The 13,124-nt window shown below is 65.8% G+C and carries 12 protein-coding genes; 2 read left to right on the forward strand and 10 right to left on the reverse strand.

Translation table 11 applies throughout. The features are described 5' to 3' along the window. Positions 1 to 137: 137 nt before the first annotated feature. From ACSQ23_RS12620 to ACSQ23_RS12640, 5 genes are all read right to left on the reverse strand, one after another. The gene (locus tag ACSQ23_RS12620; RefSeq protein ID WP_436090831.1) at positions 138 to 1,790 is read right to left on the reverse strand and encodes a DUF4166 domain-containing protein; all 1,653 of its coding nucleotides are present in this window, start codon (positions 1,788 to 1,790) and stop codon (positions 138 to 140) included. Further along, positions 1,787 to 3,022, reverse strand: coding sequence for an FAD-dependent oxidoreductase (locus ACSQ23_RS12625; RefSeq protein ID WP_436091038.1), 1,236 nt, complete (start codon positions 3,020 to 3,022; stop codon positions 1,787 to 1,789). Before ACSQ23_RS12625 ends, ACSQ23_RS12620 begins: the two co-directional genes overlap by 4 nt. A 30-nt stretch (positions 3,023 to 3,052) precedes the next feature. Next, on the reverse strand, positions 3,053 to 4,966 hold the full coding sequence (locus ACSQ23_RS12630; protein ID WP_436090832.1) for a potassium transporter Kup: 1,914 nt from the start codon (positions 4,964 to 4,966) through the stop codon (positions 3,053 to 3,055). A gap of 277 nt (positions 4,967 to 5,243) precedes the next feature. Then, the gene (locus ACSQ23_RS12635) at positions 5,244 to 5,849 is read right to left on the reverse strand and encodes an NADPH-dependent FMN reductase (protein WP_436090833.1); all 606 of its coding nucleotides are present in this window, start codon (positions 5,847 to 5,849) and stop codon (positions 5,244 to 5,246) included. A gap of 261 nt (positions 5,850 to 6,110) precedes the next feature. Continuing rightward, positions 6,111 to 6,407, reverse strand: a complete 297-nt coding sequence (locus ACSQ23_RS12640; RefSeq protein WP_055878440.1) for a hypothetical protein — start codon at positions 6,405 to 6,407, stop codon at positions 6,111 to 6,113. A 264-nt stretch (positions 6,408 to 6,671) separates the two neighbouring features. Between ACSQ23_RS12640 and ACSQ23_RS12645 the strand changes: the two genes are divergently transcribed. Continuing rightward, positions 6,672 to 6,995: a hypothetical protein gene (locus ACSQ23_RS12645; RefSeq protein ID WP_436090834.1), complete on the forward strand. Its 324-nt coding sequence runs from the start codon at positions 6,672 to 6,674 to the stop codon at positions 6,993 to 6,995. 106 nt (positions 6,996 to 7,101) lie between these two features. On the opposite strand, the gene ACSQ23_RS12650 is transcribed toward ACSQ23_RS12645, so the two are convergent. The 3 genes from ACSQ23_RS12650 to ACSQ23_RS12660 form a co-directional block, all read right to left on the reverse strand. Beyond that, a complete protein-coding gene (locus ACSQ23_RS12650; RefSeq protein ID WP_436090835.1) occupies positions 7,102 to 7,860 on the reverse strand; it encodes a pyridoxine 5'-phosphate synthase in 759 nt (252 codons plus the stop codon). Between the two features lie 117 nt (positions 7,861 to 7,977). Continuing rightward, positions 7,978 to 8,865 (reverse strand): DMT family transporter, encoded by an 888-nt coding sequence (locus tag ACSQ23_RS12655; protein ID WP_436090836.1) that lies wholly within the window; start codon positions 8,863 to 8,865, stop codon positions 7,978 to 7,980. Between the two features lie 50 nt (positions 8,866 to 8,915). After that, complete coding sequence (locus ACSQ23_RS12660; RefSeq protein ID WP_436090837.1) at positions 8,916 to 9,287, reverse strand: winged helix-turn-helix transcriptional regulator; 372 nt, start codon at positions 9,285 to 9,287, stop codon at positions 8,916 to 8,918. Positions 9,288 to 9,393: 106 nt separating this feature from the next. Between ACSQ23_RS12660 and ACSQ23_RS12665 the strand changes: the two genes are divergently transcribed. Beyond that, the gene (locus ACSQ23_RS12665; protein ID WP_436090838.1) at positions 9,394 to 10,260 is read left to right on the forward strand and encodes an NAD(P)-dependent oxidoreductase; all 867 of its coding nucleotides are present in this window, start codon (positions 9,394 to 9,396) and stop codon (positions 10,258 to 10,260) included. Between the two features lie 265 nt (positions 10,261 to 10,525). On the opposite strand, the gene ilvN is transcribed toward ACSQ23_RS12665, so the two are convergent. Both ilvN and ACSQ23_RS12675 read right to left on the reverse strand, forming a co-directional pair. Continuing rightward, positions 10,526 to 11,080 carry an acetolactate synthase small subunit gene (gene ilvN, locus ACSQ23_RS12670; RefSeq protein ID WP_055878448.1) on the reverse strand — a complete coding sequence of 185 codons (555 nt, stop codon included), beginning with the start codon at positions 11,078 to 11,080 and terminating at the stop codon, positions 10,526 to 10,528. A 12-nt stretch (positions 11,081 to 11,092) separates the two neighbouring features. Then, positions 11,093 to 12,862, reverse strand: coding sequence for an acetolactate synthase 3 large subunit (locus ACSQ23_RS12675; RefSeq protein ID WP_436090839.1), 1,770 nt, complete (start codon positions 12,860 to 12,862; stop codon positions 11,093 to 11,095). Between the last annotated feature and the right edge of the window lie 262 nt (positions 12,863 to 13,124).

Consider the following 13,124-nt stretch of genomic DNA (forward strand, 5'->3'; position numbering starts at 1 on the left):
AGGGGTGAAGCGGTGCAGCGAGCGCTCGCTGAGAAGCTGAACCCCTCACCCTAGTTCCGCTACGGACCTGACGGTCCTAGCTGCACTAGCCCTCTCCCCTCAGGGGAGAGGGGACGCTGAGGAACGGTCCGTGATCCCTAAAGCACCAGATACCCCCGGTACGCCACCAACCTTCCGAACAGGGGCAGGCCGATTTCGACCTCGAAGCGGTGGCGGCCGCCCTCGTCGACCCGCTCCTCGGCGGTGATGCGGGGCAGCAGCAGGCCGGGGAGCGGCACGTTCCAGATCCGGCCAGAGACGCGCTGCATGTCGAGCCCGTCGCCGCGCGGCACCAAACGCATGCGGATGGCGACGGCACCGAAGCGCTCCTCGATCAGCCCGTCGGGTGCCGCGCTCATCACCGAGCGCATCGGCCGGTCGGCGAAGAAGCGCGTCCAATGCTCCCTGCCCTCGCGGCTCTCGATCACCACCCGCACCGGCAGCCGGCCCTCGTCGAGCGGCAGGCCGAGGCGTTTGGCGAGGAAGCGGGCGACCGGGTTGGTGGCTGGGGCCACCACTGCCTCGCCTTCGGCGATCACCGCCGGCCGGCCGCGATGCAGCCGCCGCGTCACCTCGGGCAAGCGGTCGAACCCCTCGCCCATCACCCGCCGGTAGAGCGGCTTCTCGCCCCGGAACGCCACCTGCTTGGTCTCGATGGCGAGGCCTTCGAGCCAGGGCTTGATCTGCTCGAGGCTGACGACGCCGGCGGCCGAGCGGGCGCCACCGCGCAGCCGGCCGCCAAAGGTCAGCTGCTCGATGATCGCCGCCGTCGGCAGCACCGGCACATAGGGGCCGTCGCCATTGGCGGCCCGCAGCCACCAGCGCACCACGCGTGGGTCGCCGCGAGCATCCTGCCCGGCCGCCTCGACCAGCATGCCGCCATCGGCGGTGCCGAAACGATCGAGCCAAAGTGCGATCTGCGTTCCGAGGCCGGCGAATACGCCCGCCGATTTGACCAGCCCCCAGCGCACCGGCACCGCGGCGACGCCGATCAGCCAGTTGAGCACCGGCAGCTCCATTCCGGCATCGAACCCAGCCCGGACGCGTGGCGCAAAACGCGCGGGCAGCAGGTCGAGATCGGGAACGTCGGCCAACATGGCGCGGCGGGGAGGCAGCCCTTCGATGGTGACCGAGCGGCCGCCGCTCCAGCCGCGGCCCCGCTCCCAGCCGGCCTCGCGGAACACCCGGACCGGCTGACCAACCCAGCTCAGGATACCCTCGATGACCGAGCGGCCCTTGGGCGTCCTGTTGCCGGGGACGATTGCAACATCCACGCTGTCGACGGCCAGCCAGGCGCTGGTGACCTGGTCAAGCACGGCGTGGGTCAGCCCAGGCGTCGAGCTGGCGCCCGAGATCACCGAGATGGCGACGGCGCGGGCCGCACTGTCGAACCTGGCGATGCCGGCAACGAACGCCCTCGAGTCGGCGATGTCGACATAATGGCAGCGCGCGCCGATCGCCGCCTCGATCAGCTGGGTGCCGCTGAGCTGGAACGGGCCGGAGCAATCGACGACGACGTCGCAGTCGATCTCTTTCAGCCGTTCGACGCCGATGCGGTCGCGATCGATCAAGACGAAGCCGTATTCGCCCTGCTCGTCGATTGTCCGCAACTCGCGCTGCAGCGCCACTGCCCGGCGTTCGGTGCGCCCACCGAGGCTGACGCGAAAGCCCTTGCGGCGCGCCAAGAGGCGCGCCAGGCGCGAGCCGAACACGCCGGCGCCTCCGACGATGAGGATATGCGGGCGGCTCATGCAGCAACCTCGCGTAACGATTCCGTTTCCAGTTGCAACGCCTTGAGCGGGTTGAGCAACTGCCCCGACACCATGGTGGCGAGCAGCCAGGGCAGCGGCGGCAGCCTGGCTACCGCCGACACCAGCACGTCGCGCGCCAGCGGCAGCAGCACGCCATCGGATTGGTAGAACGGGGTGAGCGTAAGCGACAGCAATTGGTAGAGCCGCACGTGCCAACGCCGCAACCGCACATACTCACTCAGGGCCTCACCGACCGAGGCGGCCCCGGCAAGCGCTCCGGCCAGCGCCGCGGCATCGAGCAGCGCCATATTGGCCCCCTGCCCGAGCTGCGGGCTGGTGGCGTGGGCGCTGTCGCCGATGAAGACGATGCCGTCGCCGGCCGGAACCGCGAGCGTATGGTGGGCATAGCGCGCCAGCGTCATCTCGTCGAAGCCGCGGATCGCCTCGAGATGCGGCGCCGTTTCCGGCCAGTGCCCCAGCACTTCGTCGCGCCAGCCATCGATGCCGGCGGCCTGCAGCGCCTCGAAGGTTTCGGGCTTGAGGCTCCAGAAAAACGCCGCGAGCTCCGGTCCGTCGCGGCGCTGGCGGCCGACCGGCAGCACGCCGATCATCACACTGGCCTTGCGATAGCGCTGCATCAGCGCATCGCGGCGGAACCCTTGATCGACCCAGGGCACCGTGCCCCAGATGGCGCCGAAGCTCAGCGGCCGCGAGGTGCTCGGCAGCTTCGCCTCACGCTTCAGTGGCGAGGCCGAACCCAGCGCGTCGACCACCAGATCGAACGGCCCTTCACGCCCCTGCGGGGCGCGCAGCCACTGCTTGCCACCGGCGCGCTCCAGCGCCTCGATGGCGAAGCCGGTGCGGATCGGCAGACGCTCGGCCACCACGGCGTCATGCAGCACATTGAACAGCGCCGCGCGGTGGACGGCGATGGCGTGCACATCGGGGCCGAGGGGGCGATAGCTCACGTCGAGCACCACCCGGCCACTCTGCGCGTCGGTGCCGATCAGCCGCTCGACTCGCGAGCCGAGCGCGGCGATCTCGGGATAAAGGCCAAGTGCCGCCAGCACGGCGAGGCCGGTGGGCTGCAGCATCAAGCCCGAACCGAGCGGGCGTGGCGTCTCGAAGCGCTCGAACAGCCGGACGCGATGGCCGGCGCGGCTCAGCAGCAGCGCCGCAGCCAGTCCGCCCGGGCCAGCGCCCGCGATCGCAATATCAAGTGATTTCAGCAGTCTCGCGTCCCCAGGGTACCCGAGGACGGACTAGATCACCACCTGCGTGCCGATTTCAACCACACGGCCGGTAGGAATATGGAAGTATTCCGTTGCGTCGGTGGCGTTACGGGCGAGACCGATGAAGATCCGGTCGAGGAAGAGCGGCGCGCCACCCTTCAGCGACGGCTTCAACGAGCGGCGCGACAGGAAGAAGGACGTCGACATGATGTCGAACTTCCAGCCGAGCTTGCGAGCCAGCGCCAGTGCTTTGGGGATGTTCGGCGTCTCGATGTAACCGAAGGTCACCACCACGCGGTAGAACAGGTCGTTATAGGCATCGATCCTGATCTTCTCCTCGTCGGCGACACGCGGCCGATCCGAGGTGACCACGGTCAGGATGACGTTGTGCTCGTGCAACACTTTATAGTGCTTGAGGCTGTGCAGCAGCGCCGTCGGCGCGCCCTCGATGTCGGAGGTGAGGAACACCGCTGTGCCGGGGACGATGGTCGGCTTCTTCTTGGCGAGGTTTTCGACCAGGAACTCGAGCGGCACCTCGTCACGCCGGGTCTTTTCGGCCAGCCGGCGGCGGCCCCAGATCCAGATCGTCATCATCGAGGCGATCAGCGTCGCGACCACGGCCGGCACCCAGCCGCCCTGCGAGAATTTTGCGGCGTTGGCGATGAAGAAACTGGTGTCGATCACCAGCAGCGGGGCGATCACCACCACCGCGACGATGAGGCTCCACTTCCACAGCCGCCACATGACGATGAACAGCAGCACGGCCGTCACCAGCATCTCGCCGGTCACCGCGATGCCGTAGGCGGCCGCCAGCGCCGTCGACGAGCGGAAGCCGACGACCAGCAGCACGACGCAGATCAAGAGCAGGAAGTTGACCTGTGGCATGAAGATCTGCCCGGCCACCTCCTCGGAGGTGTGGCGCACTTCGAGGCGCGGCAGGAGGTTCAAGTGCATCGCCTGGCGAACCAGCGAATAGGCGCCGGTGATGACCGACTGGCTGGCGATGACGGTGGCGAGCGTTGCCAGGCCCACCATCGGCAAGCGGGCCCAGTCGGCCTGCATTTCGAAGAACGGGTTGACCACCTCGTGCGGGTGGCTGAGGACGAAGGCGCCCTGCCCGAAATAGTTGAGCAGCAGGGCCGGGAACACCAGCAGCAGCCAGGCGAGGATAATCGGCCGGCGGCCGAAATGCCCGAGGTCGACATAGAGCGCCTCGGCGCCCGTCACCGACAGGAACACCGCGCCCAGCACCACGATCGAGATGCCGGCATGGGTGTAGAGGAAGGTGATGCCATGCGCCGGGTTCAGCGCCATCAGCACCTGCGGCGCATCGGCGATATGCAGCAGACCGGTGCCGCCAAGGACAATGAACCAAATGGCCATCACCGGCCCGAACACCGTCGATACCCGCGCCGTGCCGAAACGCTGCACCATGAACAGCCCGATGATGATCACCACCGTCATCGGCACCACCCAGGGGGTAAGCCGCGGCTCCACCACTTCGAGGCCTTCGACTGCCGAGAGCACCGAGATGGCCGGCGTAATGATCGCATCACCGAGGAACAGCGCACCGCCGACGATGCCGAGCCCGAGGATCCAGGCCGGCCGCTTGGCGAAGGCGTTGCTGGCGAGGGTCATCAGCGACAGGGTGCCGCCTTCGCCCTTGTTGTCGGCGCGCAGCACGAAGATCACGTACTTGACCGTGACCACCATGGTCAGCGACCAGACGATCAGCGACAGCAGCCCGAGCACCTCGGGCTCATTCGGAGAGCCACCGGCCGCGTGCAGTGTGTCGCGGAAGGCATAGAGGGGGCTGGTGCCGATATCGCCGAAGACGACGCCCAGGGCGCCGAGAATGATAAGGGGTAGCTTGCCTGTGGCGTGGCCGGTTTGTTCGGTCGCCGTGGCGCCGGCCGTCACGCCGGACGAAGTGGTCTGGGTCATATGCCCTTCGCTCACCCTGTTATCGGGTGGGCGGCTGTCTACACCCGACCACCGGCGCACTCAACGGTCAAATTCCGCCGAGGCTCGCATTTGCTGATGGACAGTTATGCGGATTTGCGGGGGCACCACAACGGAAAAGGGGGCGGCGCCATGGGAAGCACCGCCCCCGACCGGGGTGCGAAAGGAGGAGAACCCCGGAAGACTGACGCGCTTCCCGCTCAGGTTAGTGAGCTGGAGGCGTTCATCGAAACGATGAACGCCCACGCAGCCGTAGAGCTTAGGCGGCCTTGGCCGCGGCAGCCGCGTCAGCCTGGCGGGCATTGCGGGTAGCGTTGGTCCACCAGATCAGGTTGTCGAGCATCTCGGGCACGAAGAAGTCGAAATTGGCCTTGGTGTCGTCCCAGCTCTTCTGGCCCATCATGATGGGGATGAAGTCCGAGCCACCGATGTGGACGGCGTGACGGACCGGGACGGCCTGCAGCTCAACCATGATGTTGCGCAGGTGCTCGATGGCACGGGCGCCGCCCACCGAACCGTAGCCGACGAAGGCCACGGCCTTCTTCATGAAGGGCTTATAGGCCCAGTCGATAGCGTTCTTCAGCGCACCGGTGATCGAGCGGTTATACTCGGCGGTGACGACGATGTAGCCGTCGAACTCATTGAGCTTGGCCTGCCACTTGGCGGCGATCTCGTTCGGGGTCGGCATCCAGAAGTCGGACGCGGCCGCATCGAACAGCGGAAGCGGGTAATCCTTCAGGTCGACGATCTCGACATCGACATCACCGCGGGCGGCGACGTGGCCGGCAATCCAGCTGGCCGGCTTGTCGCCGAAGCGGGTCGGGCGGATCGAGCTGATGATCACGGCAATCTTGGGTTTGGACATTTGCTGCACTCCAGTATCAAAATGTGACTAGCGGCAAATAAGTGCCCAAGGTGGTGCCGCACAAGCAGGCACCTCGATGAAGCGAAGGCACACAATCCAGCCCCGGTTACATCCCTGTTCGTGGGGTTACAGCGTTGTGAGTGAAGCAGTTCCGGCGGTTTCGCGACCCGGGGTCGGGCGTGCGTCGGCCAACGCTGCCCATTCGCACCGGGCGCGAAATGCAGCGTTCGCGATTATCGAACAACCGATAACGGAAGCGTGTCAGCGCAGGCCGAACGAATAGGTCCAGGCCAGCGCCTTGAGCCCGGACTCATCCAGCTCGGGGTGCTTGGGCTGCAGCTGTTCGATGGCGCGCTCGGTGAGACTTTTCTTCGAGCGCTTCTCCAGCCCGTCGACGGGCTGCTGCAGCTCCTCGAGCAGGCCGAGGATACGCTGCTTCAACTCAGTGCCTTCGGCTTCACCGAAGCGTTGCACCAGATGCGGGGTCTTGGCCCGCGGGAACGGCGAGTTGCCGAAACCGGTGTAGAGCACCAGGGCTTCGTTGATCGGGTCGCTCATCGCCTGCTCGTATGCAACTGCTCTCAAAGCCATATGGCAACCCGCCCAATCCGTGAAAGGCTCCAACTTGGTCCATCCACCGTTGAAGCGAAATAAGCGGCAATGGCGGTAGTTAAGTCGGATTTGACGGCCGACCGCAGGTTGCCCGTTAATATATGCGCGAAAGCGCCCAGTTGGGCTGCGGCGTTCACCACGCCTGGTTGTCGCGGTTGCGCCTTGCACGTAGCCAGATCAGTGTCCGCCCATTGTTTTGGGGGATTTGAGATGAAGCTAGTCGCCACGGCCGTGCTCGCCATGACATTGTTCGCGACCACTGCAGCGGCCGGGCCGCCGCTGCGGCTCTGGGTGAAGAACGCTTCGACGGTGACCATCGACAAACTCTATATCGAGATCATGGGCACCGACTGGGGCGCCGAGCGGCTGCGCGGCAAAACCATCGAACCAAAGGGCAAGATGCAGTTCATGCTCGAGGACGGCGTCGACAAATGCGTGGTCGATCTGAAACTGCTGTCGACCGCCGGCAAGGAATACTCCTACCGGGCCCGCCTCTGCGAGGACCACACCTTCACTTTCCGCGGCCGGCCCTAAAGCGCGTCGCGATCTTTCAGATTCGCTCTCTGCGCCTTAGCTTTTGTTTTTACGCATGTCTCTGTCACGAAACCGGCACCCACTTTCGGGCGACATGCTGTGGCCATCAGGCGCAGGCGATCTTGTAGTGCCGCACCGTCTCGGCCATGCCATAGATCAGCGCGTCCGCAGTGATCGCATGGCCGATCGAGACCTCGGCGAGGTCGGGGATCGCGTGCTTCAGCGGCGGCAGGTTGACGAGGTTGAGGTCGTGCCCGGCATTGACCAGCAACCCACCCTGCCCCGGCCGTGCATTGTGCCCGGCGGCGCGCGCCGCATCCGCGGTCTCGCGCAGCGCGTCGAGATGTACCGCTTGCACCTCAGGCTTCAGCGACCCGCCGTACGGGCCGGTATAGAGCTCGACCCGATCCGCCCCGACATTGGCCGCCGCCGCCGGCGCCGCGGGGTCGGCGTTGATGAACAGCGACACCCGGATGCCGGCCTTCTTCATCCGCTCGATCGCTGGCGTCAGCACGGCGCGATTGGCCTCGATGTTCCAGCCGTGATCCGAGGTCGATTGCAGGGGATCGTCGGGCACGAACGTCACCTGGTCCGGCGCGGCGCGCTCGACCAGGGTGAGGAAATCCTCGGTCGGGTAGCCTTCGATGTTGAACTCGCGGCCCGGATAATCCTGGCGCAGCAGGGTCACCAGCTCGAACACGTCGGTGCGCCGGATGTGCCGCTCGTCGGGCCGCGGATGCACGGTGATGCCGTCGGCACCGGCATCGAGCGCGATGCGGGCAATACCGGTAACGCTCGGCCAGGGCACGGAGCGCCGGTTGCGCAGCATGGCGACGGCATTGAGATTGACGCTGAGATGAGTCATCGCGGGACCTTGGCAGAACTGGGCGGAGGCTTACCCCATCGGATGCCACCGGGCCAATCGAACGTTTTGATGAGCCCGATCAGCGGCGGAGATGGCCTCGCGCGGCGCGGGCCGGCATCACGCCACCGGCACCAGCCGGCGTTTGCGCTCATCGAGCACCACGATGATGAGGCCGGCGGCCACCACCAGCACGATGCCGCTGATGGCGAGGAGGTTCGGGAACTGACCGAACACTACGAGGCCCGACAGCACCGCCCAGAAGGTGAAGAAGTAGTAGAACGGCGCGACGACGCCGGTCGGCCCGACGCGGTAGGCCATGAAGATGAAAAAGTGGCCGAAGATCAGGAACAGCCCGGCGCCGGCAAGCAACAGCAGGTGGTGCGTCTGAGGCACCACCCATTGCTCGGTCAAGAGGTGCATCGCCCCTGCCCCGAGCAGCACCACGATTATTGCCGACATGGCGACGATCATCCCCGGCACCTCGGCTGCGATCCGCCGCCCGGCGAGATCGCGCACCGCACAGAGCACCGCATTGGCCAGCGCCAGCACGGCATAGATCGAGATCCCCTGCATGGTCGGCTGCGCCACCATGATGGCGCCGATGAAGCCGATACCGATCAGCGCCATCCGCACTCCGCCGATCCGTTCGCGGAACAGGATGGAGGCGCCGAGCAGCACCAGCAGCGGGGTGATCTGCCCCAGCGCCGAGGCATCGGCGATCGGCATGTTGGCGAGCGCCACGACGTAGCAGAGGATCGCCACGGTCTCGGCGAGGTTACGCGCCAAGACCCGCCGCTCGAACACCAGCGGCAGCTGCCGGCCGTAGCCCAGCGCCAGCATCAGCGGCAGCCCCCAGATGAGGCCGGCGCACCCGCGCAGCATCAGCACCTGGTAGGGTGGCAGCCCCTCGGTGGCGAGTTTCATCAGCGTGTCGTTGATCACATACGAACAGGTCGCGATGACCATGAACAAGGGCCCGCGGAACGGGTGCGATGCGAACGACACTGGTGACTTCCCCTCGAAGAAAAGCCGGGATCGCTCCCGGCCCAGACCTTCTACATGCTTTCCGTCCCATGCGAAATCGCCGATGCCTTGCGCTGCCGCCTCGCGCTGATCTCGGTGATATGCGCATCCCCCCAGGCGCCCAGCGGCTCCAGCGCCTTGTTGAGCGAAGCGCCCAGTTCGGTCGCCGAATACACCACCTTGGGTGGAATCTCGTGGAACACCTCGCGGTGCACGATGCCGTCGGCCTCGAGTTCGCGCAGATGCTGGATCAGCATCTTCTCGGTGATGCCGGGAACGGCGCGCTTCAGCTCGCCGAAGCGGCAGGGTTTTTCGGCGATGGCCCAGAGCAGCAGGGCTTTCCACTTGCCGCTGATCACATCGATCGCCGGGGCCAGCCCGCAGACATAGGGAACCTGCTGCATCTCTCAGCTCCTACTGACTTTTTGGTAAGTACCTGACTTTATTGTAGGTTCTTGCGGGAAAGAAAGCCAGACCTACCTTCTGCGGCACCAAGCAACGGAGCAGCAGATGACCCGAAAGATCACCTTCCTCGGCCTCGGCGCGATGGGCAGTGCGCTCGCCCGCACCGCCCTCGCCGCGAACCTCGATGTCACGGTGTGGAACCGCACGCCGGCACGTGCCGAGCCCCTGGTGGCGCAGGGAGCCACCGCCGCGGCAGACAGCAGCAGCGCCATCGCCGCGGCCGACCTCATGGTCATCTGCCTGCTCGACTATCCCTCGGTGCGCGCCGTGCTCGACGCCGCCGGCGCGACGCTCCGCGGCAAGACCATTCTCAACCTCACCAACGGTACGCCGGAGCAGGCGCGCGGGCTGGCGGCCTGGGCCGAAGCGGAAGGCGTCGACTACCTCGACGGCGGCATCATGGCCATTCCGCCGATGATCGGCCGGCCGGAGACGCTGATCCTCACCAGCGGCTCAGCGACCGCCCGGGCGACAGCGCATGACGTTCTGGCGAGCTTCGGCTCCAGCCGCTACCTCGGTGGCGATCCCGGCCACGCCGCGCTCTACGACCTGGCGCTGCTCACCGCGATGTACGGCATGTTCGGCGGCTACCTGCAGGGCACTGCGCTGCTCCGGGCCGACGGGATTGCGGCAGCCGACTTCGTCGAGATGGCGCAAGCCTGGCTCACGGCGATGCAAGCGAGCCTGCCGGAGATGGCACGACAGATCGATGCCGCCGATTACGGCCGCAACGTCGCCTCCAACCTCGCCATGCAGGACGCCGCCTATGTCAACCTGATCGATGCCAGCCGGGCGCGAAAACTCTCGACCGACCTGATCGAGCCGATGCAGCGGCTGTTGCAAAAGGCGGTGGCCACCGGCCGGGGCGGTCACGACATCGGCAGCATGGCCGAACTGATCCCGCTCGACTGAGCGGGGGCGGTCGCGCGGCGGGGGCCAGAAACAGCCACCGGCCGTGAAGCGGTGGCCTTCTCCCCTTGTGGGAGAAGGTGCCCGAAGGGCGGATGAGGGGTATCGCAACCGAAGGTTGCGCGATCGGAGCGAAGCGACGAGCGACAGAGTGCGCGGAGAGAAACCCCTCATCCGGCCTTCGGCCACCTTCTCCCACAAGGGGAGAAGGCCACTACTTCAGGGCCGGAGGCTCATCACATTGATTGCCCTGCCCTTGCGACGGACGTCACATGCCTTCCGGCCCACGCGAGATCGCGGCGAGCCCGGTGCGCACCACTTCGATCAGCCCCAGCGGCACCATCAGTGCGATAAAGCTGTCGATCTTCGATGGCTTGCCGGTCACTTCGAAGACGAAGCTCTCGGTGGTGGCATCGACAATCTGGGCGCGGAACGCATCGGCGAGGCGCAGCGCCTCGGCGCGCGGCTCGCCCGAGCCGCCGACCTTGATCAGCGCCAGCTCGCGCTCCAAGGATTTCCCCTCGCTGGTGAGGTCATGCACCCGGTGCACCGGGATCAGCCGCTCGAGCTGCAGCTTGATCTGGGTCAGCACCTTGGGCGTCGCAACCGTCACCACGGTGATACGGCTTAGACCCTTCTCGTGCTCAGTCTCTGAGACCGTGAGACTGTCGATATTATAGCCGCGGGCGGCGAACAGCCCGACGATCCGGGCGAGAATGCCCGGTTCGTTATCGACCAGCACGCTCAGCGTGTGCCGCTCAGGAACCTGGGTTTCTGCGGCGAGGAAGTATGCCGAACCGCTCGGCTGCAAATGTGCGTTCATGGTTCTAACTCCTCAAACCAGCTGCCGGCCTTTTTCGTCGATCACCGCGCCGATATCGTCCTCGAAATCGGGCAGGATCATCTCGTTGTGCGGCTTGCCCGACGGGATCATCGGCAGGCAGTTCTCGTGCTTTTCGACCAGGCAGTCGAACAGCACCGGGCCGTCGTAATCGAGCATCTCCTGGATGGCCGCATCGAGCAGCGCCGGATCGGAACAGCGGATGCCCTTGCCGCCATAGGCTTCGGCCAGCTTGACGAAATCGGGCAGGCTCTCGCTGTAGGAGTGCGCATAGCGCCCGCCATGCAGCAGGTCCTGCCACTGCCGGACCATGCCCATCCGCTCATTGTTGAGGATGAACACCTTGATCGGCAACCCATACTGCACCGCGGTCGACATCTCCTGCATGGTCATCTGCACGCTCGCCTCACCGGCGATGTCGATGACCAGCGCATCCGGGTGCGCCACCTGCACGCCGACGGCTGCCGGCAGGCCGTAGCCCATGGTGCCGAGGCCACCCGAGGTCATCCAGCGGTTCGGCATTTCGAACGGGAAATGCTGCGCCGCCCACATCTGGTGCTGGCCGACTTCGGTGGTGATGTAGACATCCCGTCCTTTGGTCGCCTCGTAGAGGCGCTGGATGGCGTGCTGCGGCTTGATCGTGGTGGTCGAGTTCTTGAAGCCCAGCGAGTGCTTAGCGCGCCAGCCCTCGATCTGCTGCCACCACGGCGCGATCGCCTCGGTGCGCGGCTGGTTGGTCTTGGTGCGCCAGATGCGGACCATCTCTTCCATAACCAGCCCGCTATCGCCGACGATGGCGAGATCGGTGCGGACGTTCTTGCCGATCGAGGACGGGTCGATATCGACGTGAATGCGGGTCGAGCCCGGCGAGAACGCATCGATGCGCCCGGTGATCCGGTCGTCGAACCGCGCCCCGATATTGATCATCAGGTCGCAATCATGCATCGCCATGTTGGCTTCGTAGGTGCCGTGCATGCCGAGCATCCCCATCCACTGCGGGTTGGAGCCCGGGAAGGCGCCCAGCCCCATCAGCGTCGAGGTCACCGGAAAGCCGGTCAGTTCGGCCAGCTCGCGCAGCTTCTCGGAAGCTTCCGGCCCCGAGTTGATGATGCCGCCGCCGGTATAGAAGATCGGCCGCTCGGCCTTCAGCATCATATCGACGGCCGCCTCGATGGCCTTGCTGTCGCCCGCCGTGGCTGGGTGGTAGCTCTTGTGGCGGCTCGGCCCGATTTCGTCGATGCCGAGATAGGTGCCGAGGGCGAACTGCACGTCCTTGGGGATATCAACCAGCACCGGACCGGGGCGGCCCGAATTGGCGATGTGGAACGCCTCGTGCATGACCCGCGGCAGGTCGTTGACGTTCTTCACCAGGTAATTGTGCTTGGTGCACGAGCGGGTGATGCCGACGGTGTCGCATTCCTGGAAGGCGTCCGAGCCGATCAGCGTCGTCGGCACCTGTGCCGTGATGCAGACCAGCGGGATCGAGTCCATCAGCGCGTCGGTGAGGCCAGTGACCGCGTTGGTCGCCCCCGGACCCGAGGTCACCAGCACGACGCCGACCTTGCCGGTCGAACGCGCATAGCCCTCGGCCATGTGGGTGGCGCCCTGCTCGTGGCGGACGAGGATGTGCTGCACCTTGTCCTGCTGGAACATCGCATCATAGATCGGCAACGCCGCCCCGCCGGGATAGCCGAAGATGTGCTCCACCCCGTTATCGACCAGGGCCTGGATCACCATCTCCGCGCCTGTCATCTGCTCGGCCATTTTCTCATAACTCCCCCGGGCTCTGCCGGTCTTCTATTCGCTACGCCGTCTCCGGCGGAAATTCGGCAACAAAAAAGGCCCCGTTAGGGACCTTCGAACGAGCGCACCGACCCTCGCAGGGATTTACCCCACGTGCTCGATGCGCCCCACTACTACGATAAGCTTCTGCACGGATCGTGCTCCAAGTTAGGTGCGGAGTTATGCGGGTGGTGGGGTGGCGGTGTCAAGGGGGCTAGTTTGCCTCCGAGGCGGATGGGGCTGC

It is taken from the genome of Devosia sp. LjRoot16 (assembly GCF_964252795.1).
Classification (GTDB): Bacteria; Pseudomonadota; Alphaproteobacteria; order Rhizobiales; family Devosiaceae; genus Devosia_A.